The 23,168-nt window shown below is 45.4% G+C and carries 17 protein-coding genes; 6 read left to right on the forward strand and 11 right to left on the reverse strand.

The features are described 5' to 3' along the window. Positions 1-110: 110 nt before the first annotated feature. The 9 genes from ABNN70_RS02240 to ABNN70_RS02280 all read right to left on the reverse strand — a co-directional run bounded on the left by ABNN70_RS02240 (position 111) and on the right by ABNN70_RS02280 (position 17,393). Positions 111-1,928: a DUF262 domain-containing protein gene (locus ABNN70_RS02240; RefSeq protein ID WP_353948615.1), complete on the reverse strand. Its 1,818-nt coding sequence runs from the start codon at positions 1,926-1,928 to the stop codon at positions 111-113. A gap of 224 nt (positions 1,929-2,152) precedes the next feature. Next, entirely contained in the window at positions 2,153-5,524 is a 3,372-nt protein-coding gene (locus tag ABNN70_RS02245; RefSeq protein WP_353948616.1) for a DUF499 domain-containing protein, read from the reverse strand. Next, complete coding sequence (locus ABNN70_RS02250) at positions 5,521-8,298, reverse strand: DUF1156 domain-containing protein (RefSeq protein WP_353948617.1); 2,778 nt, start codon at positions 8,296-8,298, stop codon at positions 5,521-5,523. Before ABNN70_RS02250 ends, ABNN70_RS02245 begins: the two co-directional genes overlap by 4 nt. 10 nt (positions 8,299-8,308) lie before the next feature. Then, positions 8,309-11,815, reverse strand: a complete 3,507-nt coding sequence (locus tag ABNN70_RS02255; RefSeq protein WP_353948618.1) for a helicase-related protein — start codon at positions 11,813-11,815, stop codon at positions 8,309-8,311. 729 nt (positions 11,816-12,544) lie between these two features. Next, positions 12,545-12,820, reverse strand: coding sequence for a hypothetical protein (locus tag ABNN70_RS02260; protein ID WP_353948619.1), 276 nt, complete (start codon positions 12,818-12,820; stop codon positions 12,545-12,547). Between the two features lie 36 nt (positions 12,821-12,856). Next, positions 12,857-14,581, reverse strand: coding sequence for an N-6 DNA methylase (locus ABNN70_RS02265; RefSeq protein WP_353948620.1), 1,725 nt, complete (start codon positions 14,579-14,581; stop codon positions 12,857-12,859). 632 nt (positions 14,582-15,213) lie between these two features. Further along, positions 15,214-15,507: a DUF2252 family protein gene (locus ABNN70_RS02270; RefSeq protein WP_353948621.1), complete on the reverse strand. Its 294-nt coding sequence runs from the start codon at positions 15,505-15,507 to the stop codon at positions 15,214-15,216. After that, positions 15,435-16,520, reverse strand: a complete 1,086-nt coding sequence (locus ABNN70_RS02275) for a DUF2252 family protein (RefSeq protein ID WP_353948622.1) — start codon at positions 16,518-16,520, stop codon at positions 15,435-15,437. The genes ABNN70_RS02270 and ABNN70_RS02275 overlap by 73 nt, the downstream gene beginning before the upstream one ends. A 96-nt stretch (positions 16,521-16,616) precedes the next feature. Next, a complete protein-coding gene (locus ABNN70_RS02280) occupies positions 16,617-17,393 on the reverse strand; it encodes a tyrosine-protein phosphatase (protein ID WP_353948623.1) in 777 nt (258 codons plus the stop codon). A 446-nt stretch (positions 17,394-17,839) separates the two neighbouring features. On the opposite strand from ABNN70_RS02280, the gene ABNN70_RS02285 reads away from it, so the two are divergent. After that, positions 17,840-18,550, forward strand: a complete 711-nt coding sequence (locus tag ABNN70_RS02285; protein ID WP_353948624.1) for a tyrosine-protein phosphatase — start codon at positions 17,840-17,842, stop codon at positions 18,548-18,550. A 106-nt stretch (positions 18,551-18,656) separates the two neighbouring features. Beyond that, positions 18,657-19,406 carry a class I SAM-dependent methyltransferase gene (locus tag ABNN70_RS02290; protein ID WP_353948625.1) on the forward strand — a complete coding sequence of 250 codons (750 nt, stop codon included), beginning with the start codon at positions 18,657-18,659 and terminating at the stop codon, positions 19,404-19,406. A gap of 15 nt (positions 19,407-19,421) precedes the next feature. Here ABNN70_RS02290 and ABNN70_RS02295 read toward each other — a convergent pair whose 3' ends face one another. After that, positions 19,422-20,084, reverse strand: a complete 663-nt coding sequence (locus ABNN70_RS02295; RefSeq protein ID WP_353948626.1) for a Crp/Fnr family transcriptional regulator — start codon at positions 20,082-20,084, stop codon at positions 19,422-19,424. 195 nt (positions 20,085-20,279) lie between these two features. On the opposite strand from ABNN70_RS02295, the gene ABNN70_RS02300 reads away from it, so the two are divergent. From ABNN70_RS02300 to ABNN70_RS02315, 4 genes are all read left to right on the forward strand, one after another. Continuing rightward, positions 20,280-20,615 (forward strand): cupin domain-containing protein, encoded by a 336-nt coding sequence (locus ABNN70_RS02300; protein ID WP_353948627.1) that lies wholly within the window; start codon positions 20,280-20,282, stop codon positions 20,613-20,615. Positions 20,616-20,629: 14 nt separating this feature from the next. Beyond that, positions 20,630-20,923, forward strand: a complete 294-nt coding sequence (locus ABNN70_RS02305) for a ferredoxin (RefSeq protein ID WP_256359831.1) — start codon at positions 20,630-20,632, stop codon at positions 20,921-20,923. A gap of 78 nt (positions 20,924-21,001) precedes the next feature. Next, entirely contained in the window at positions 21,002-21,364 is a 363-nt protein-coding gene (locus ABNN70_RS02310; protein ID WP_353948628.1) for a DUF488 family protein, read from the forward strand. 95 nt (positions 21,365-21,459) lie between these two features. After that, complete coding sequence (locus tag ABNN70_RS02315; protein ID WP_353948629.1) at positions 21,460-22,236, forward strand: NAD(P)H-dependent oxidoreductase; 777 nt, start codon at positions 21,460-21,462, stop codon at positions 22,234-22,236. Between the two features lie 75 nt (positions 22,237-22,311). Here the strand turns inward: ABNN70_RS02315 and ABNN70_RS02320 are convergent, their stop codons facing one another. Next, positions 22,312-22,980 carry a Crp/Fnr family transcriptional regulator gene (locus ABNN70_RS02320; protein WP_129929303.1) on the reverse strand — a complete coding sequence of 223 codons (669 nt, stop codon included), beginning with the start codon at positions 22,978-22,980 and terminating at the stop codon, positions 22,312-22,314. Positions 22,981-23,168: the final 188 nt, after the last annotated feature.

The following is a 23,168-nucleotide window of genomic DNA, read 5'->3' on the forward strand; positions in this document are numbered from 1 at the left end:
CGTTTCCTTGTCCGATTTTCATGGATTATTTGGAAATCACTTTACCAAACTATGTCCCATTTACGGATTTTAGCGAAGAGCCATATAGTTTGGCATTTCAGGTAAAGTGCTTAATCCAATGCACCTCCGAAAGCAGAGACAACATCTTCACCATTCAGGTTGATAACTTTTTTACCCATAGCATTACTAATTAAATTTATTAACGATTTAGCTCTCTTTAAAAAATATTTATCAAAGTCATCTACTTTAAGATCATCAATATCAATTAGATGAGATCTAACATTGCTTTCTAACTGAGATTCCGCTACATGACCGTTATCTTTGATCCTCTTCATATAAACACTAGGGGCGTTCCCACCAATTATCCTGTTTGTCCGAGCAAACAATGGCGTTTTATTAACAATAGAATTCCATTTCTTTTTATCTATCTTTCTTTTGATACAATAATCGCGCGGAAATATATGGTGAATATCCGTCCTTTCATCGAGGAACACTATAAAATCCATCTGTCTGCCACTAATAAAATCGCAACAGTGATTCTTTAAAATTAATGCCATAATTCCTTTATAAGCGGCACTTTGCCGTGTTTGAAGGGACAGAAGTCTTGTAGGTTCAAAATATGCTCTCTGTACCGTATCAGGTTCTTTTCCATCATGTATCCATCCTAAAACGCCACTAACATCACTTGCATACCTTGTTTCATTTGCTCCACCATACATTTCACCGAAAACACCACACCAATACCATCGCGAAATCTTTTCTTTAATCGTACCATCCTGAGCCATGGGACCAAGAACAGCAAATATAACCGACATTGGAATTAACTGAGTACTATATGGCAGATCACGTGATGAGAAAATTCTCTGTTCTTTAAGAAAGCTAGCACTCTGAAGAAAGCCTTCAGTTAATTGATCTGCATATTTTTTGTAATCATTAAGTTTTAACTTAAGTACATCTTTTTTCTTACAACTTATTGCTTCGCCACCATTTTGCCTCAAATAATATCTGGACAGTAGTGTTATCGATGTTAAAAAATCTGTAGATGAAACATCAGACAATAAGGCGTCTGCTTTATTTGAAATAGATAAAGCAGACTTCTGAATGAACTTTTCTTTTCGCATTTCCCAGTCTTTCCGCAATTCAAAGTTATCCGCAGCAAATGTAGCCGTAATTAACTCAAAAACAGTTAATGAGACACCTCCAGTATTTACATTTTCAAATACCTGACAAACTGCTTCTTTCGGCGTCTCCTTACTTAATGTAATTACCGGAACCTTGTAAGCCTGAATTTGTGCTAATATTTTTGCGTTAAAATTCATGTATCGATCGAGAATCTGTGGCGCATAATTATGAAATTTTTGATACTCGTTTTGCCATTGTGTGCAGGCAATCATGTCATAGACAATATTTAGTGGAAACATATGATTCTTAAATTCATTTTCTTTTGTAGAAAGATCAAGATCTATATTCCGCCCAAAATTTGATCTAATCTTTTTATCCTCTGGAACCGAGATTACTGCATCAACTCTATCAATTGTACTGTTCAAACATTTTTCAATATCCAAATAATAGTAGCGATTAATTTGTTTATTCTTATTTGTCTTCGTAAGCATAGGGCCTCTAAAATACATAGCACCAAAAATTGAAGTTAACCTCTGCTGTCCATCAAGAACAAGAATCTCTGGTTTGTTCTTACTACTTGATCCACTAAATGGTTTATACTTAAATCGTATCGAATCACCACCATATTCCAAGAACATTAGTGCACCGACTGGATAAGAATTCGATATGCTGGCGATTAATGCCCTAATGCGATCATCATCCCATACCCAGCCACGTTGGAAATCCGGCAATTGATTTAATCCCTTATTTATAGCTACCAGGATTTCTGACATTGGAATATCGTTTGATCTAAAAATATTTGCCATCTTTATCATCACCTATCTTCTGCAAATTAGTTCCAGTTTGGTTGTAGTATAGGACCTCTATGACGATATTAAATGGATTAAGTCAGTGAACTATCGAGATATTTAATCCTGAATTATTCATAGAGCACTGTTCCCCCATCATTTAGGCGGTGATTCATAATTAAACAAGCGCACTATTGAAACCTTGTCCCCACATGATTATTACCTCTCAGCTGTGGTTAATATTATTCATCAAACCCAAAGTTATCAATTTTTAATGTTCGACAATTTTCGCTGACCGTTCGGATGGTTTCTGGTGGAATTCCTTTTGTTACATTGGCATCGACATCAAGCTTAATATCGACATCACTCCCATCGAGTGATGTAACATGATTAATGATCTCATCAACAAGGCGGCTCACATCACGATTGATTCTTGTGTTGTCCAATTTGGCAGACATATGAAAGTGAATAACTTGTGCTGCTTTTTCTTGCTTGTCCCCATTATCTTTATTTGGATTTGGATCGACTTCAACAGCCGCTCCTCCATCATGATTTTCACTGCCACCTGGATTGATTTCAGAAGGAGCAGGTTCTTTGATGGTCTGTTCTTTGGTCAATTGTTTTAATGCAATGACAAGTTTAACCAGGTAACTATTTGGATTAACCTCAGTTATAGGCCGATTATATGTCAAGCCTATATATCGCTCTTCGCTCTTTGCTTCTGCAAGGGCAAAATATTCTGTTGAATGAATCCCCTCACAAATTGCCCTTTCCAACACTTCATAAGATGCCAGGCGAGGTAAATAGCAATACGAGCAAAGCTGCTCCCACAACTGTTTAATGGAGATGTCATCCCTGTTTTTCCACAGAACATTATCCAGTTCCAGTAGCAATAGAGCAGGTGCCCATTGCGTGATTAAAGCATCCTTTTGTTCCATGTCTCGCACTGCCCTTGCCACAATGCTGTCATCACTGCCGCCAATATTTGAACTGTCCCATATAATTGCTTTCAAGTCTATTTCCCGGTCAATCCGTGGCACAAGCAGCCATTGATACGCATTTTTAATCCGAGATCTTGCAGTCTCATCACTACGATCAATATTAACTTTAGTTTCTTTGACCTGAGTTGCATCTAGATTCAGCGACTCTTTGTCTCGTAAAATGGATTGCCACGCCAGATAAAGGCGAATAGTTATTTTCAACGATGGAATTTGATTCACATCCGATGCTACAAAAGCGAGCATGTTTCGATAGAGCCTCGCTGTATTGCCACGATTATCCAATATATTTTGAGCTGCGGAAATGGCTCGACTATTTTTTGATCTTGAATCATAGGTATCGGTTGGTTTGAGGATCACCAACCGAGCAAATTGGTCATCCGGAACATCTAACGACGACGAAGGACAAATGTGGAGGCCGCCAAAAGGTTTTTCCTTCCGTTCTTTCCGCAGACGACGTTCAATTTCGTTGAGCACGTCTGACTCCGAGAACAGTGTGATTGCCCTGTCTTCGGCTGTTTTTCTCAATGTGGGATGTGTATCAAACCAGAAACGATTATTTGATGAATCAGCGTATAGATAACTAAGTTTATTCTGTAATTTGCCAAGTGCATCATTGAAAACGGATATCTGTTCCCCCGGTTGGGCAATCCCTAAACGTATACTTGATGATTCTATTCCCCTGACAGACTGTTTCTTGTTCGTTGGTGCACTCCCAAATAGTATCGTACGGGCAACTCGTCTGCATGCTAAGTACTGACCAAAGCGCCTATTCTGTTGATCTTCTATATACGGAATCGAATTTTTCCCATCGACTTCATGGTCGATAATCGCATTCCAGCTTTCAGGAAGATAACGTGTCAGTTCATCACGTATGAGGGGATTGTCCAGAGAAATTGATGATGGCATGATCATTAGACCTGCATCGTTATTCATCCACAGATCGTGAACGACGGCAGCCATCAACCGCAGGACGCCACGCGTCCTCTGAAAATTTTCCAGTGTTGCCCAATCATCATAAAGCCGATGGAAAACTTCCGGGTGAATTGGGTAACAGGCGATCAGTTCCCTTTTGTATGCTAATTCCTTGGCCTGAATTGGAAAATCGGAACTATTGTTTTGATACATCTTACTAAATTGACTGCATACCTGCTCACGTCCTGCCGGATCTTTGCAGTCAAGGAAGAGTCGTCTTCGAACCACTTCAAAACCTTCGTCCGCAGCTACCGGTTTCCATACCGACTCCATTCGGCCAAATGTATGCTCAATAGTTGCCAACACTTGCCTGCCGGCTTCCCCACCAATTTCAAGATTCGATTCTGGTATTGAAGCAACAACAAGACTGTTTTTACTGGCTCGGGCAGCTTCTGTGATTTCCTGAATAAACGAAATAATATTTTCAAAACTCCCGGCAGGTAAACCACTCACCCCATAAATTTTACGTGCATAAGCGACCAGCTCATCAATCAGGACTACGCATGGTCCGCACGCATTGAAGAGATTTTTTAAAGCTTCTGAGCCAGGTGAAATGCCTTTTCGATCCGCTTCTTTTACATAACTGTAAAGTTGTGGGTTTCCTTCTGATGCAGCCAGTTGAGCAGCCATTTCCCCCCAAAGTGTATTGATCGTAATACCTGGGAAATTATTCGGCCTCTTGCTTTTTGACGGATTTAGGGCCGTTCCAACAAGTACTGAAATATTCGCCTTTGGTAAAGATTTAAGGCCTGCTTTTTCAAGTACAGATTTGGCATTAGGGATCTTATCAATAGACACTTTTCCGCCAAGCAAATGATAAAGTGCTAACATGCTGTGTGTTTTCCCGCCGCCAAAAGCTGTCTTCAATTGAATCACCGGTTCGCCGCCACTGCCTGTTACTCGTTCGAGTGCCTGAACGAGCAGATTCGACATGCCTTCGGTAACATACGTCCGGGCAAAAAACTCGACTGGATCCTGATATTCATAACTCGCATCGCCATGTGCGACTTGAGCAAGATCGGCGGCAAACTCTGCATTCTTATAGCGACCTGCTGCTACATCCGGATGTGGTTCAATGACATCGCGCCAGCTGGGCAGTCCATTGAGTGGTACTTCCCGCATAATGCCGCGGTTTTTTGCTGTTCTAGCATCTCCCGTCCGATTATTCTGAACAACGGCTGTTGATCCCTTTTCCGATCCATAGCGGAATTTTCGCATCAGCGATCGGATGTTCTCAGCGCTCTCTGCATCAATTTGCTCGCAAAGGCGCGACATTGTATCCAGCGCCCGCCACGTATAATCGTCATCGAAATCTTCACTCCCAGCATGAGCCCACTTGTTTCGTACACCCTTTAATTCCTTGGTCCAGGTGCGATGATCGATCGACAGCTTTTTACGAAATACCTGATTCCACTGAAAATCAATCAGGTTTAAACATGCAGCAATATCCAGTGAATCAACCAACTTGCCCCACGAACCGGTTAACGGAAGATTCCGTTTTTGTTCATCCCGAAGTACATCAAGTACACCGCTCAACCACCAATTATCTTTATACTCAATCTGCAATTCCCGTGCAATATAAGGAGCAAGAGCTTTTAACAAATATTCGAATCCCCTATTAACTAACTCGTGATTGCTCATTGATCTCCCCCCTGAAAGAAATTCAGTTGCTGCGTATCTTGCCGGCGAAGCTCAGCTGCTTTATTTTGAATATCCGGCCAGGCTGTTACCAGTGAATTGAAGGCAAATGCTTCCTTTGTCCATTTTTTCCGTTCAGCAATGGTGAAAAGCCGATAAACAAGTGCCCGTGCATCTTCCGCATTAGTACCGGCAACTTGGGCAACGATCCTGGCGGCCTCCTGATTGCCTTTGCCAGTTTCCATTGCCCTTGTCAGTTGCTGTGCCAGAAGCCAAATCAGCGATCCGTCTTTTTTAACATCTTCAGGCAATTCTTCGCGGGTAAGTAATCTCACTACGCCGTTATCCGCCTGCAGTATTTTTTCCCGTTCGATTTGATTAATCGAGACGTTTTTGGCATTAGCCAGTACCTCTGCTTCCCCATATTTAATTGTGTTATAGGCATACTGTTCATATAAATCCACACAAAAACGACTGTATTGATCCAAATGTCCGCTTTGTTCGGATAAATACATATCCAATTCCTGATTGATGATTTGCAATGCCGACCGAACACTCATTGGCGTTCCATCTGCTTCTAATACTTTCGTATATTTCGAGAACACAGCCATCCCAGGACCGATCGCAGATTGTGCCAAGTCAACGGGTGCAATATTCGATTGCTGCAGCTTAAACAGTGCCGGTCGTAATTCACGTTTCAGACCATTGATAAATTGACGCCGCGTCCCTATTGACGCATCTGCATGACGTTTACGACAGACAAGAACGATGGAAGAAGTTAATGAGTTAGTGCCAATACTTAGAGATCTACCTTTTTTTTCCGTGCTAAACGGCCATGTTCCTGTTATTGAAAATCCCTCATGGATAATTGCTGAGAGAATCGTTTCCCACCCTTTAGAAATTGTTTTGTTATTGTCACTACTGGTTTCTTTTTGTTTAAAAGCATAGTAGATTGTAACAGGTATGTCATTACAGCTATGTAAATATATTTCTTTGAAGGCTTCCTTCATACCTTTTTCAAAGTTCATTTTTGCTTTTTCCTGGTTCCCACCATATCTATAAGGAGTTGCAACCAACTCTTCCTTTTTGGGAACTAACATCGTGCTAAAAATATTAGGGTATGCATGAATGAGACAACGTCTTAACCAAATATAGAAAAAGTCAGACAAATCAGCATATCCGATATTATCATAATAAGGCGGATCAGTAGAAACCATTGTGTTAGTTATTTTTAATTGATTTACTGCACTTTGTTGATATGCCTCTCCATTTATTTTCCCCTTACATAATGAAGTAAATGCCTCGCACAACCTTTTGAATAAACTATCAAAACTTCCTGATGAATGACTAAAAATATTGCATTCAGCAAAATCCCATACCATAGGTATCGCTTGGCGGGCAAAGGTATTTCTCATTTGCGCATTTGTATTATTCCAACTACAGATCGAGGAAGAATGATTTGCAATTTGATCGACCAAAAATGCCAAATATACGCCAACTGCTTCGCCATACGCTTTTGCCCCGACACCGCCCTTTGCAAGTTGAATGCCATCATTAGCCATTCCGGCGGCAACTGCATCTGCTTCCACTTTTTTCTGCGCCTCTCTAACCAAATCACTGAATGTTGTTAAAGCAGTTAACTGCCGATTGGTGAAAAGATCAGCAAAATTTCTTAATCCATAATTAGGCGTTTTAAAATCTCGAGGATTATGAGTAATCGTCGCATCTGGATAATCACTTGGCTTCCCAACTACAGCTGTTTGCTTTTGAAAATCATCTGCTGAGAGATAAATTCTCCCCTTGTTGCCTTCCGCAACAACAGCAATCAACTGTGTCCCCATTCGTCCAGCTTTCCCCTCTTCACGTATATAAGGAAATCCGACAGGGGCTCCACAACAAATGCAATGGGCGCCGCGCCGATTCACTGTACCTACAGCATCTTTTTCCCCATATTTCACTTCATATGTAATTGATTTCCCAGCAATTATTGGCTCAACATAAGCCTCTTTACCCTTCTTCTTCGATAAAATAAAGGAGCGTGCCAGGGGCATTTCACAGCCACAGGCTGGATTCGGACATTTTACCGTCCGAGCCCATAGCCAGGCGATCACTGTTGCTTTTCCGCCACCCATTTTTTTGGGTAGGTCAACCTTCGGATAGAGATTGCCAATTCGCTTGAATGCTTCCTTTTTCATCCACTCGCCATAGTACCGAACATCTTCAGCCAGTCCTTCAGCACCTGACCAAGTATTGTCCATCGTTTCGGTCCGTGATTTAGGATTAACTGCCGGATGATCGGCAAATTTCGGTGGGATTTCGATCATTGCTTTGTTGATCATGACAGCTACCGGATTGAGATCGCCGGCGTGTGCTTCAAGTCCCAGGCGTTGTGCCTCAAGTGGAATCGATCCGCCACCCGCAAACGGATCGAGCAGCGGCGGCGGATTACCGTTTGTTGATTTGCTGATTTCCGCTTTTGCCTGATTCAGGATCTCTTTATTATTCGAATTCTCCCATTTTACCAGTTTTTCAAGGAGTGAAAAAAGGCGGTTTCGTTCTTCTAACTGTGCTTCTTCCGTTGGAAATTGTTCCGGATGAGACGATGGATCATCAACTAATGAGGCAAAGATAACTGCTCGCGCGGCAGCAAGCGGACGCCTCGCCCACCATAAATGCAGCGTCGACGGATGACCGTGCCGGATTGATTTTTCTCGTGCTGAAGCCTGATTAATTGCTTTAAGCGGCAATGCTACTTCAATTAATTTTTTCCGAGTCAATGTCATTTCCTCATTTCTCTAAGAGCACTATTGAGTGATGTACTAATTTCATTATATCGTAGTTTACACTGGTAGCACCAAAGTCCGGGGCCTTTATAAATGGTTTTTTCAAATAAATGGTGTGCGTTTTCACTCCATCGACTTTCACGAGTGCCAAAATGAACTCATCTGGTTTATTCAGAGCAGTCAGGATTTCATTCTTACTGAGTGTCACTGTTGTGGCATCGCGTGTTCGCCCTTTTACTTCAATAAAGCGGAGACAACTCCCGCCGTGCCTTTGAGCTTCGGGAATTATCGATTCAATATCATAGCCACATTTTTTTATACTGACATCCTCAGGCACAAAGCCAAGCTCCCGTTCAATCATCATAACAGCTCGCATGCCGGCCAGCTCGATTATCCGCCGGTCTTTTCCAAACAATCCTGCAGTCGAGGGTTTTCCAAATAGCTTCGTCAGTAATCCCAGAGGAACAACAAGCGAACCCCCAACGACTTTTGGCGGTATGGGTGATAGATGTTTCGCCTGCTCCAGTTCAGCCAGTCTTTTTCTCATCCTGCCTTCCAGTTCCTCGGCACGTCGAGTCGCCAGTTTGGAATTAAGCTTAGCATTGGTTTTGCCTGTTGCTTCTTTTTCTTTCAAATCTGCCGCCTGATAGTCCCAATATTGAATCTCAGCCGTTAACCGTTCCTTCACCGCTTTCATTGTTTTCTCGATTAATTTTACTTTGTGACTTTTCACAGTTTGAAAATGATCAGGAATAATCTGTTCGATCGCATAGCGTTTTGCACGTTCTTCCACATTGTGCATCAGCCATGACTGGTTTTTGATATACCCCTTGATACGTTTTCTTTCTTCTTCATTTGCCGGCCTATAATCAAGATATGGTGCATAACCAGCGTTCATCGACGTACCGTTTTCTTTCAATTCAACAAAATGAACATGTTTGGAGATAACCCTGCGTGTTCCGTTATCAAGAATTTTTCCGTCCTGAATCGCATCTTCTATGTAGAAAAGCAGCCTTGGATCGATATTTTCATCATTTTCATCTACATAGATCGTACCACGTTTCAGTACATCCCCGTAACGTTCCAGAATCAAACCAATTGTAGCGTCCAACAAAGGTTGCCCGGGGCAAAGAAGAACAGCCGTTGCCTTTCCATGAAGATGGCAGGATGTTTTATCAAAGCAGACACGCTCATACTTTCTAAGAATTGGTTCATCAAGCGTACTTTCATTGAAGTGTCGGATGGTGTATGGAACAGAGGTGATTTCATATCTCCCCTGTTCTCTGGGTTTAATTGATCCCCCTAATTTTGTGAATGCTTCTTTAAAGAACGCTTCGATAAAATGTGGTTGTAATTTATGGGCTTCCGCACGTTCCATATCTTCACGAATTTCCGATACCTGATGGATATCCATCGTATCTTCCGTCAATGCCCGCTCTTTAAGCAGATTTTTCAATGCCTTTTGATCCAGCGAATGATCAACCACCTGATCCAATCTGGCTTTAACCTCCGGACGATTACCATAACGAACTGCTTCAATAAGCAGCTGACGTAAAGATTTATTTTCAAACTTCACTTTCCCCAGGATATCGAATACTTTGCCGCCTAGTGCTTTACGCTCGTTATTCAATTTGGCCAATAATTTTTGATAAACCTGGCCTTCACGCGTTTTATTAGAAACAAGATTCCAGAAATGACACACCTCTGTCTGTCCGATACGATGGATGCGTCCGAAGCGCTGTTCCAGTCGATTCGGGTTCCATGGAAGATCATAATTGATCATCAGATGCGCTCGCTGCAGGTTGATCCCTTCACCGGCAGCATCTGTCGCAATAAGGATACGAACTTCTTTATCCTGTTTAAACAGTTCTTCAACATGATGGCGATCTCTCCGCTGCATGCCACCATGAATGGTTACAACGGCATGGTCATTGCCTAGTAAAGAACATATTTTATTTGTCAAATAATAAAGTGTATCCTTATGTTCCGTAAAAATAATCAGTTTTTCCCTCTGACCATCAGGACTGAACATATTCTTATCTTCTTGAAGAAGTTTCGAAAGTTCTTCCCACTTCCGATCATCACCGGTTGCTCTCACTTCCGTAGCTGCTTGTTCCAGGTGTTTCAATGTTTCGATCTCTGCTTCCATTTCTTTGATAGTTGATGACGCGGATGCTTGATCCGCGATACGATCTTCAACCGATTCAAACTCTTCACCAGGCATCTCATCAAGGTCATAAAAATCATCATCATTTTTTAAAGCAAGCGAATCTTGAGAAACATGACGCTGCATCTTTTCCTCAGTTACCCGTTGCTCTAAGCGTTCCCGCCTACGCCTTAGTGATTGATAAATGGCTTCTGGTGAAGATGCAAGCCTGCGTTGTAGAATAGTTAACGCGAAACCGACTGTATTCCTTCGTTCAGTGTTCAGCTTATCTGCGCGATTAAACTCTTCCTGAACATATTCAGTGACTGCTTCATAAAGTTGTGCTTCCTTAGGAGATAAATCATAATTAACGGTATAAGCAATTCGTTCCGGGAAAAGTGGCGTCCCGTCAAATTTGAGCAGCTCCTCTTTCACCAAACGTCGCATGACATCGGACACGTCAATTGATTGCTGACTGGAGCGTAACTTTCCTTCAAAGCGATCGGGATCGATCAGCGACATGAACAGTTGAAAATCTTCTTCTTTTCCATTATGCGGTGTCGCTGTAAGTAATAGAAAATGGCGTGTAATCGTTGACAGTAGCTGACCGAGTCTGAAACGCTTCGTATATTTCACTTCGCCACCAAATACAGTGGCTGACATCTTATGTGCTTCATCGCAGACAATAATGTCCCAGTCAATCGCTTTCAGTTTTTTCTGAAGGCCATCATTTCGCGCCAATTTATCAAGACGGGCAATGCAGAAGGGCATTTCTTCAAAGACATTCCCTGTTACAGCTGAGTCTATATTATCATTATTAAGTATCTTAAACCGAAGATGGAATTTACGATAAAGTTCGTCCTGCCATTGTTCTGACAGATTGCCAGGTGTGACAATCAAGCACCTTTTCACATCGCCGCGAATAATCAGTTCCTTTAACAACAGACCTGTCATAATTGTTTTTCCGGAACCAGGATCATCAGCCAGTACATATCGCAGTGGCATTCTTGGCAGCATCTCTTTATAAACAGCAGAGATCTGATGTGGTAAGGGTTCGATCTCGGATGTATGGACAGCCAAATAGGGGTCAAATAAATGGGCAAGATGAATGCGATACGCTTCCGAGACCAGGCGCATCAAACCACCGTCCGCGTCAAAACTCCATGGGAGACTGTCTTTAATGATCTTCAGGTCAGGTTCGCTATCACGATAGAGCAATTCGCTGCCAAGCTGGCCTTTATCTGTTTTATAGGTGACTTCCAGAACGGCATTACCATACCATGATGCCGCTACAATAGTTACCGGATCATCACCAACGATGCCTTTCACGACGGTATCTGCAGTTAAATCTTCTAAACGAGCCAAAACGAATCCCCCTGATGATTCATAAAAATTCATTTCCAGGCAATATCATGTTTTTTACTTTTTAATAGACTTGATGACAGCACACTGGAACACTCTTTAATATATACCTTTCATTTGATTATATCAGATTATTTATCAGTTATTGGTTAGACTTGAAGGATGAAAAGCGCCCATAAAGAACTTAATGAATACCTCTTTATCTTATCTTGGGAAAAACCCTCCTTCAAAGATTGTTCTTGGGTGATAAAAATGTATGCACCCATTATTTTCGCTGACTTCAATATCATGGTGTGAGTATTTTCTGTGAATAAAATTTAAACAGTTACCAGGTTACGTAAATCTGTCTTTTTAGATTTGTAAGCTTTCTGAAGCTGAAGTTGCTTCATTTCGTTTTCTTGAAGAATCTTATTTTTCTCTAAATCATTTCCCCCCTGCCAGTAACAGGCACATTCCCCATTAATCAGGTATTACTCTGACGAGTTTCATATATTTTCTTCTCTTCAAGCAACTTGTCAAGATCCTCAACACACTGATCCTTACTCAGTTTGCGCTTAAGAGAATAAAGCTTTTCTGTGGTTTTGATCATCGCTTTTTCGTAATATCAGGTTCATGACCAATAATTTCTTTTCTGTGTTTCTCCTCATCTAATTTTGCTCGAATACACAGAGCGCAAGCCCAGCTTGTCGGCGTGACATTTTTCCAATGTTTTTCTTAATTTGTTTTCCCTTTTTAACTCGCCACATCCTTTTTGACAAATGCAACTGCGACGTCCGGGAATGCATAGAGACACTTCACCTGTTCTTGATCAAAGTCGATGACCACACAATCTTTTGCTTCCTTTAATTCGTTTATTTGTTGATCATTCATTTTCAAAGCAAAATCATGTGACCAATCCTTAAAAAAGACGATATGATCGCTTTCTTCAATGAGTGCGACGGGAACGCCACTCGGATTTTCGCCAATATAGCAATCTTTACCGCTTACCATAATCTCAACACAATACATTCAATCACTCCTTCGTTATGGTGATAGATCGCTTTGTCACGCTTTGTCCCAAATACCCTGATTCATCGCGTCATCCAGCTGATTCCGCTCTGATACATATTTTTTCTGAAGCTCAGTTAGCTTTTTATAGTAGGATGAACGGAGCCGCCTGCAGGATTCACCAATCTGATCCGCTTTGGTAATCAGCTCTTCCGGTACCGGCAGCCGGCTCAGACTTTTCGCAGTCAGTACGGGCAGGATTGTGCCGGACTGGCTGCGCGACAGGTAATACTCCCCGAGCGGACTTTCCAGATAGGCTTTAAAAAAATAGGGATTGATCTGCTTCGGCCGCAGCGCCATCAGATTGATTGAGAGATAGACAGTTTCGCTGCTGTCAAAGACGGCGATCTTCTGCCGGGTGCCCTTGGCGACAAGGACGATATCGCCGTGCCGCAAACGGTGGCGGCTGAGGTCCCTGTTGACAGCGAACCGGGCGATCGACTGAAAATCAATGCGCCCGTCATCGCTGATGTCATTAAGCCGAAGTACGGCTGCCCCCTCTCCTGTCTCCGGGTTGTTAGCCGACAGGTTATACCCTTTCACCAGCGTGCACAGATCCTGCAGGGGAACCGTCTTCAGCGCGCGGAGTGTGTCCTGGTTCCACCGTATTTCACCCAGGTGTTTCGACAGAAAGGTAGTGCGCATCAGATACTTGTCCACGTCCCAGGAGTCGTCATGGGCAACAATCTCCTGATCCGGTACGAGCCGGCTGAAGCCATCTTCGTTTTTCGGCGTCTTCAGGACGGACAGGATCTTCTGAATGCCATCTTCAGAGATTTTCTTATCACGCAGGCGTCCTTCGCTGAAGGAACCGGCATCGATCATCAGCACGTGATCATTTTCCTTATGGTGGTCAAACAGCAGTAAATTGGTCGCTGTCGCCGACGCTGGATAAAGTCCGGCCGGAAGACGGATGACGGCGGACAGCTGAGCAAGCAGATAGCGCCGGACTTTCTGTTCAGAGGCGACGGAACGGATCAGCGGCCCGCTGCCGGAGACGATAATTGTCTTTCCTTTACTTCGTTCCACCGCATTGAGCAGGAAATAGAAGTCCAGCTTGCCCATTTTCCGATCAAGCGGAGAAAAGCGCCCATGCGACGCCGTTTGCGGATCAGCCGCCGTCTTCATGCCGATTGGCGGATCGATGACGACCGCGTCGAACTTTTTCAGGGCCGTCCCTTCAAAAAATGCCGGGTCGAGGATCGCGTCGCCGCGTGCCACCTGATGTGTGTTCCCACTGAGCGTGAGGAACATGTCGGTCAGTGCGACGGCTTCCGGACTGACATCCTGACCGTAATATGCGGTATCCGGATGATCCACTGCGAGGTCGAGGAACGAGCCGCCAAATCCGCAGGCTCCGTCGTAAATGGTTTTCACCTGCTCTTCATGAAGCATCCCGGCAATCAGCCGATTGATTTCCAGCGGCGTCACGGACAGGCTCCGGAGCCGGATCGCCTGTTTATAGAATCCGTCTTTCAGCTGGCTGGCGGTAATTTTTCTGAAATCGATGTCCTGAAATGAAGATTCCAGCTGACCGGCGAGATCCGGTACGAGTTTTTTCAACGTTTTTCGGATGGCATGGGCTTGTTCCTCCCCGCCGTCCTGTCGCGCATCGATCGCCCGGCTTCCGAGATACAGCGTCACCAGAAACAGTCGTTTTTCGCTGGACATCCGGTCATCCAGTGTTTCTGCACCACGCGCCAGTTGCTCACTGAGGTTCATTTGATCGCCTTCTCGATAGTTTTTATTAACTATTAATGTTATACCTCTTTTTCGTGGATTTATCAATAGTTTTGTAAAACTATTCATCTACACGCGCAGCAAAGACAACAAAAAGTGCGAGCAGCATCCGACCACGTAAGTAGAGATGCATTCTGCACCGGCAGCCGTGAGCAACTATCCACTTGTGCCTGAAAGGGTACCAGCCACTTAGCGTTCTCCGGAAATTTCCTGCTTATTTTAAAGCCATGAAGGTTTTACCTCCATGACCTGAATCGACGTTTTGATGATATCCATGGGTTCCATCAGAATGGGTCACGCCAGCAACTAATATCTGAAAATGTCATCGTCTTGCTTAATAAGCGGAGATTTTTCTCTTATATGCAGAATGGAGTTCGTTTCGGGGTATCATAAGCGGAATTTTTCCGATTATGGAAAGCAAAATCCACTATTCTCTTATTTTTCGAGTCAACAGGCGGAATTCCTCCGTCTATTGCAGATGTGCTGTTATCCTCTTTACTAAGTTAAGCGGAATTTTTCCGTCAATTTTTCAGACCGGGGCTTAACCTGACCATCCCCCAATAAAAAAGATCCGGGAATCAGCATTTTTTGGCGTACTCAGCTTTTTATGTGGATCAGGCTTTTATGAACTGCTCAAAGTCCGCTCTCACCTGATCGGCATACGCCTTGGCCCAGGCCACAAGGCTTTCATCAAATTTTTCCGATTTACCTGTATAGCCACGAATCCAGGCGGCGTTCGGGCTCTGTGCATGTGCCCGTGCCAGCAGGAACCCGCAGCCCGCTGCATATTGATCAAATGAGGCAGGAGAAAGCTCGTCCAGTTTAATAGATTCTCTCATATCTCTGTACTGACGAACATAATAATCCCGGCCGTTCGCGTGAAAATATCCGAGAAATGGATCGGACACTGCCTGAAGGATCTGCTGACAGGCGACGACCCGGTAGCCCTGCGAACCGGTACACACATCCGGATCCCCGGAAGCGGAGGACAATTTTCCGAAATGGCGGAGTGCTTTGCCTCTTTGATCTGCAGAACGAGATGACTGCCATCCGCAGCAGTAAGCAGCAGGAGAAATGACCGTGTCCCTACACTCCCTACGCCGACCACACGCCGGGTTACATCAGTCAGGGTATACTGCGCGAGAAAGAGTGCAACATCCGGAGCCGAATGAGCACAGTATTGTGCAAAAGACGCACGAATCCGGGTCATTAATTTGGGGGCAATGTGCGTCATGATCGGCGGATTTTCAACGAATCTGGTCCGCCCGTTATCTGTTTCTGTAAATTTTTTAACGACCTGTTCTGATGTCCGGTTTCTTGCCTCCTGTGCCGCTTCGATAAAAATCTTCCGCGAAGCATCATGTAAGATCTCTTCAATTTGCCGGTCATCCATGCTCATATAGAACCGGTCCAGTGCGTCCATCTTCATCATCCGGCGAAGGCCTGTACGATAACTGTCCGCACTCCGTTTCGCCGCATCCGCAATCTGCCTGTCATGGAAACCAAGGGACTCCCCGCAGAGTATCACGCTCGTCACAAGCCGCTTCACATCCCACTCCCACGGGCCCGGTGCCGATTCATCGAAATCATTCAGATCGAAAATCAGTCTCCTCTCCGGCGAGGCATAGAACCCAAAGTTGGCGATATGTGCATCTCCGCATAAGACCACGTGCTTTCCGGTCAGCGGCTGTGCCGCCAGATCATACGTCATCAGTGCTGCGGTTCCGCGGTAAAAAGCAAATGGAGAGGCAGACATACGTTCTTTTCGCAGCTCCAGTAATTCCGGAAGTCGCTCCCGATTCCCGGATTCAATAAAGGTGACAGGATCACGATCGCGGGGAATAAACTTTGCCTGATCAGAAAAAGGGGTAACCTGCCTGGCCGCTTTTCCAGCCTGTTTCAATCGTTGTGCATCCTCCATCTGACTGTATCCTCCTCACAAATAGAATTTCCCGGGTCACAACAGCATTTATGTAAAAGCTTCCCTCCATAGAAGAGGGAAGCTTTTTATTCACGGTTATTCCAGACAGAAATCTTTAATTCTGCTGCGCATACGATCAGTAATGCCAAATTCCTTTTCAAGATAGTTATTAAATGTCCCATACGTATCGGTGATCGCATCCATCGACGCTTCCAGAAATTCTTCATGCAGAATAAAACCGTCTTCAAATTGCCTGAGCTTTACACCGGAAATGTAGTGCGATGCCTCCTCAAACATCTGCTGATGATAAGCTGTAAGTGTCTGATTAGAGTACAGATAATCCTCCATAATGGATGATACCGGTACATCCAGCGTCATCAGAATCAGCATTGCACCGACCCCGGTCCGGTCCCGTCCACCCATACAGTGATGGACAAGCGGGAGATGTTTCTCCGGACGTGCCAGCATGCTCATCAATCTCCGATAGGACGGATTTCTGACAGGCATTGATGCATACACCTGCCTGAATTTCTCACGGGTAAAGGATTTGTAAAACTCCTCCGGATCCCATTCACTGTGTGCCGTTGAACGGTCTTCCCCGTTCACCGCGACCCGTACATGCCTTTCCCTGTCGATCTGCGGATCGGGACGCATATACGCTTCTTCTTTGTCCCGATAATCAAAAATGTATTTCAAATGAAATTGCTTCAGATACCCTTTATCTTTCACAGTCAGCCCGCTTAGCTCTGCCGCACGGAACACGATGCCCTTTCTGATCCGTCTGCCATCGCGCGTTTTCATGCCACCCATATCACGGAAATTGTAAACGCCCTGCAGCGGTAGCAGGCGCTCCGTCATCACTTTTTCTTCCATCCGCATCACCCTTTTCCCATTCATTCCTGAACCGGCGCGACCCGGTCGAATCGTTACACTATTTATCTATCTTATCATAATTTTCGGGCTGCGCATGTATCAACTTTTTCATTCGAAATAGCAGGCCGGCGCCTCACCGGTTTTTAAAAAAAGTGGGGATACTGACATCAGAGATCCTTACAGTAAGTGAAACAGTTGCCCGGGCTGAAGCCGGCAGACACAAGATCATATACGCTGGTCAGTTATCAGTCAAGGGCGACAATCCATCAGATAAAATAAAATTCAGACTTATATTTCCATGTGATTTATACTAGTATTAAAATTGTGCCGGAGCCTCTATGGTTTAAACGCGGACCAAATTGAAGGTACATTCAACAGAACGACTGATTTTCCGGATGGATATCAGCCATTCATTTGATTCAGAGCTTGAAAAAAGGAGTTTGTCTATGCCTTCCAGAAGGATATTACTGTCCGGTACGCTCAACACCCGGGACCTCGGCGGGTATCCCGCAGAAGAAGGCCGCATCACCCGGTTCGGGCGGATCATCCGCAGCGATGCCCCACTGATGTTCACGGCTGACGACATCACGCTTCTGAAACAGGCAGGGGTGACCGCCGCGATCGACTTTCGCTCGAAGAAAGAAATCATGAAGAAACCGAGTGCTTTTGCACAAACGCCTGGCTTCCATTATTTTCATTGCCCGTTTGTTATCGGCAATCAGGACCCGGGATCCAAAGCGGGCGTCCCTCCGCTGTACGCCAGAATTATTGCCGACTTTCCGGCCATGCGTCAGATATTCAAAATCATAACCAGGGAAAAAGGGGCGGTTCTGATCCACTGCGCAGCCGGTAAAGACCGAACAGGCGTCGTCTCCGCCCTGCTGCTTCTGGCAGCCGGCGTTCCGGTCAGTGACATTCTTGCAGATTATCAGATTTCCTACACGTATCTCCGTACGCGAATTATTGAACAGCTGAAACGGGATCCGCAACTGCCTGCTTACTTCGGCCGATCAGATATGGAATATATGGAAATGACGCTGGATCAGTTTTTCAAGACCTTCGGCGATATCGGAAAGTATCTGACGACGATCGGGTTAACCGGAGAAGAAAAGCAGCTGCTGAAACAAAAGTTATTCCTGCCGTCTGCAATGGGATAATCGTGTCACACAGGTCTGACCGGCCGCGAGAGAAACGGATCGGGAAATGCCGGCGTACTGTGACCTGCGGCCTGCCGGAAAACAATCCATGAAAGAGGTGCCTGCCATGGGAAATACAGAAAAATTCACTGGAAAAGCTGAGGTCTATGCTCAATTCAGACCAGATTATCCTGAAACTTTTGTCCGGGATCTGATTCTGGAAAACCATCTTTCTCCGTCATCAGTCGTCGCCGACATCGGCTCGGGAACCGGCATTCTGACCGGACAGCTTCTGAACCAGGGGCTGAACGTCATTGCGGTTGAGCCAAACGCAGAGATGCGTCAAATTGCTGAATCGGCCTTTGGCTCAAACCCGCTCTTCACATCCGTTCCGGCCACTGCCGAACAGACAACACTGAAAACCGGATCTGTCGATTTAGTTACCGTTGCACAGGCCTTCCACTGGTTCAATCCGGAACAGTTCAAAGAAGAATGCCGGCGGATACTAAAGCCCGATGGAAAAGTCGTCCTGATCTGGAACAGCCGCGTACCGCACGCCCCTCTGATCAGGGAAACCGCGTCAGTATGCCGGAAATTCTGTCCCGTGTTTCACGGTTTTTCAGGCGGGACCCGTGAAGACCCCGCACCGTTCCAGACCTTTTTCCGCAATGGTCGGTTCGCAGTCAGAAAATATGACCACCCGCTTTCCTACAGTCTGAACGCTTTTCTCGGCCGGCATCTTTCCGCCTCTTACGCGCCGAAAGGGCAGAAAGGGCAGCCTTACATCGACGCGCTTACGCAGATTTTTCAAAAGCATCAGAAGAGAGGCCGGGTCCGTTTCCCCAATGTGACCTGCAGTTACAGCGGCCGGGTCTGATCCATCCAGAAACCCTTACAACCGGTCAGGACGAATGATCAATTTACCCTTCCCGGCTTTCTCAGCGGCCCGTTTATCGTAAAGATCCCGCAGGATGCGGCTGACGGTTTCCGGAGTCACACCGATATACTCGGCTATATCCTGTTCCGTCATGTTGAGTTTCAGTAAGTAACGTCCGTCGGCCTGCCTGACACCTGACTTTTCCACAAGTTTCCTGAGAAAAGCGGCGAGCCGTCCGGACGCTGTGCCAAACACCGAATCGGAAATACGGGTCATCAGCTCCTGATTTTTCTCCGTTAAAAACTGTTCCAGATGCGCCCTAACAGAAGGGTAAGTGCTGAGTATCTCTGCCATCGCCTTACGGGACAGGCGGAAAAGCGTCCCGGACGTGATGGTTTCCGCACTCGCAGGGTAAGTCCGCGCCTGATTCAAGAGACCCACATGGGGAAACAGGTCACCATGAGAAAACAGGCTGGCTACCCATTTCTTCCCTTCACTGTTCTGATGATACGCACTGATCAATCCGTCAACAACAAGATAGTAAGCTGTAAGTTTCTCTCCATCATAGAACACCGTCTCCCTTGGCCGGCAAGAGCGAAAAGTGCCTTTTTCTTCGACAGCCTGCAATTCTTCTTTTGTTAACCCCTCCAGCCATCCGTCATTGGAAAGATGTACCATCCCGATCCCTCCTCATTTTGTAAAACCAGCTCTGTCTATATGAATTCTCATTGTGATTTATGTCATTTTCACGTCAATTTGATTTGGATCAAGGTCACATAGCGCCTCGTCTACTATTATAAAAGATAGATCTTATCTATTGAAATCGATCCGCCCTGAATCGGGCGGCATAACAATAACAGGAGGATACAAGTGATGCGTGTTTTTGATTTTACATCCCGTGAATCTATGAAGGACCTGCTTTATCATGATGACGCTCAGACGATTATCCACCTTTCCCTTAAAGAGGGTCAGGAAATTCCCGAACACAGACACAGAGGCGCGGATGCCATTGTGACTGTCATCCCGGTCAAAGGTAAAGTGACTTTTTCCACCCCTGGGCAGACAGAAACTCTGGTTCCCGGACGCGTCATCCGATTAAATGCTCATGACCTGCATGGAATGAAAGCTGTTCAGTCCAGCGACCTTGTCGTTGTGAAATGGAATCAGACCGGCGAGGCGTCGTCTTCACAAGAGACAAACCAGAGCTGAAAGGAGTCATGAACTTGAGTCAAAATGAGCAAAATATACAGGCACACAAATATACCCTTGTAGCTAAAGATACATGTATTTCCTGCGGAGCCTGCCAGATGGCCGCGCCAGATATCTTTGATGAGGATGAAGACGGACTGGCCTTCTCTGTTCTGGATGATAATCAGGGCATTCGTCCTGTTCCGGAAGAACTCCTGATGGATCTTGATGACGCTTATGAGGGCTGTCCAACCGAATCCATTCAGATTTCAGATCACCCTTTCACCTCGCCCAATAAACCGGAACACCATGTCTCTGCCCGCAAGTGAGCCGGGTCACCGGGTGATCCTGACGGAATACATGGTATAATTTGAGTGAAAATGTCAGGAAACAGAGGCTGAATAGAAATGATACAAATCAAACGCATTTATGAAGAAAAAGCCCCGGAGGACGGCCAGCGCATTCTGGTGGACAGGCTCTGGCCAAGAGGTATGTCCAAAAAACGGGCACAGCTTGACGAATGGATGAAAGATATCGCTCCCAGCCCGTCGCTTCGTCAGTTCTATCATCAGCACAGGGAAGACTTCACTGCCTTTAAATCGGCCTATGAAAGAGAACTGGCTGAGGATTCGGAAAAACAGCAGGCGCTTGAGGAGCTTGTGCAACGTGCCCGTAACGGGAACGTCACGTTGCTCTATTCTTCAAAAAATACCGCGACCAATAATGCAAAAGTTCTGCTTGAATTTCTGCACGCACATTATGATGTCTGAAGAAAAGTCCGGCGCAGTCAGGGCTCTATGCTGACTGAGCCAATGATCCATAGCCTTTTTACTTTCTTATCGTATGAGAAAGGATTGTGATTTCCATGACACATGTGATTGGCATTCTGGGAGCGGCTGACCGGCACGGCCTGACTGCGGAGATGCTTCAGGCCGTTCTGGACGCGGCTGGCCATCAGGGATGTACAGTCGAAACGATTTTTCTTGCAGATGAAGATCTGCGCCTCACCGATTTTCGGAAAGCAAATCCTGCGATCGCGCAGCTGAGTCATAAACTGCACGAAGCTGACTGTCTGGTTCTTGCATCCCCCACATACTGGGGGAGCATCTCCGGAATGATGAAAAACTTTCTTGACTGCATGCATCATGAACTGGTCTCTTTCACTAAGAAGGGAGAACGCCGGCCTGCCGGGCTGCGTGGCCGGAGCTATATCCTGGTCACCTCCTGCTTTACACCCACCTTTGAAAACTGCATCACCGGCGCGACGGACCGTACCTTTCAGGCAATGGATGTCCCTCTTGCCGCTGCGGGCATGCATCGCATCGGTGAAGCCGTCTGTACCGGTACCTGGGGAATGACTGAACTGCCCGACTCGAAGAAAGCAGACTGTGAGAAACTGGGTCAGCGTATCCCGGAAAAATTAAAACAGGGAGGGTTCCTCTTGAAACGCTATATTGAGCTTTTCTTCATGCTTGCTCTGACCGTACTGATTGTTATGGGCATTCAGCAGGGGCTCAGCGCCCTTCACTTTCTCAACCTCAGCAATTTCTGGATCAATTATGCGATATTCGTTCTGCTTGCCTATCTGTTACTGGCATCCATCCTCCACTATGTCGCCATGCGGATGCATAAAAGGCATTAACCGTATGTAAGAGCAAAACAGCAGGGAACAGGACATCCATAAGGAAATCTCCTGACTTCTTTACTCCGGCCCTATTCATTTATCTATATGAAAGGCTCCCAGTTCCTGTGGTCTGACGATGGTCACCTGCCGTCCTTTCCTGGAGATCAGCCCTTCGTCCTGGAGCAGTCTGAATTTACGCGACAATGTTTCTGAAGTTGTACCCAGAAAAGCAGCGAGTTCCTTCATCTTCATCGGCAAATGGAGCGTCGCGCTTTTTTCTGATTTCATTAAATTCAGCAGGTAAGTCGCTACTCGTGTTTCCACTTTCTCCATCATCAGAAACTGCGTCTGCCGTTCGGCAGAAACGGCTTTTTTTGCATTGATTTCCAGGAGCTTCAGACTCAGCTGCGGATGGGTCAGCAACAAGCTCTCGAAATCCCTGTGTGTTAATAAACAGATCACCGTTTCCTGCAGTGCCTCACCAAAAAGGCTGTCATTTCTCACGCCAAATAAGGCGGATTCCCCTTCATAATCGCCTGGTCCTGCTACGCGCAGAAGCTGTTCTTTCCCGGAATGGGACAGCTGATAGATCTTCACAGCCCCACGGGCAACAATAATCAGCTGCGGCTCACCATCGGGACGAATCACCTGCTCCCCTTTTTGGTAAACCCGGCTGTTGACCAGAGTATCAATTTTCCCCCGATCCTCTTCATTTAGCTGGCTGAACAAAGGCACAACAGCTACACATTGATGGACGTTCATGATGCGTCCCCCCGTCCTGATTTTGTCCTAACAGTAAATGTTTCATTTTCTATCTGAAACAGGCCGTGAAAAAATCCTGATGCCTGCGAGGCGTTGGCGTCCCCGCCTGAAGCGCATCCAGGTCAATCCCCGCCCTTACATGAATAGTATATACCGCCTATACCATGAATAAATTGACAACCATCAAG

The sequence above is a fragment of the Sporolactobacillus sp. Y61 genome (assembly GCF_040529185.1).
GTDB lineage: Bacteria > Bacillota > Bacilli > Bacillales > Sporolactobacillaceae > Sporolactobacillus.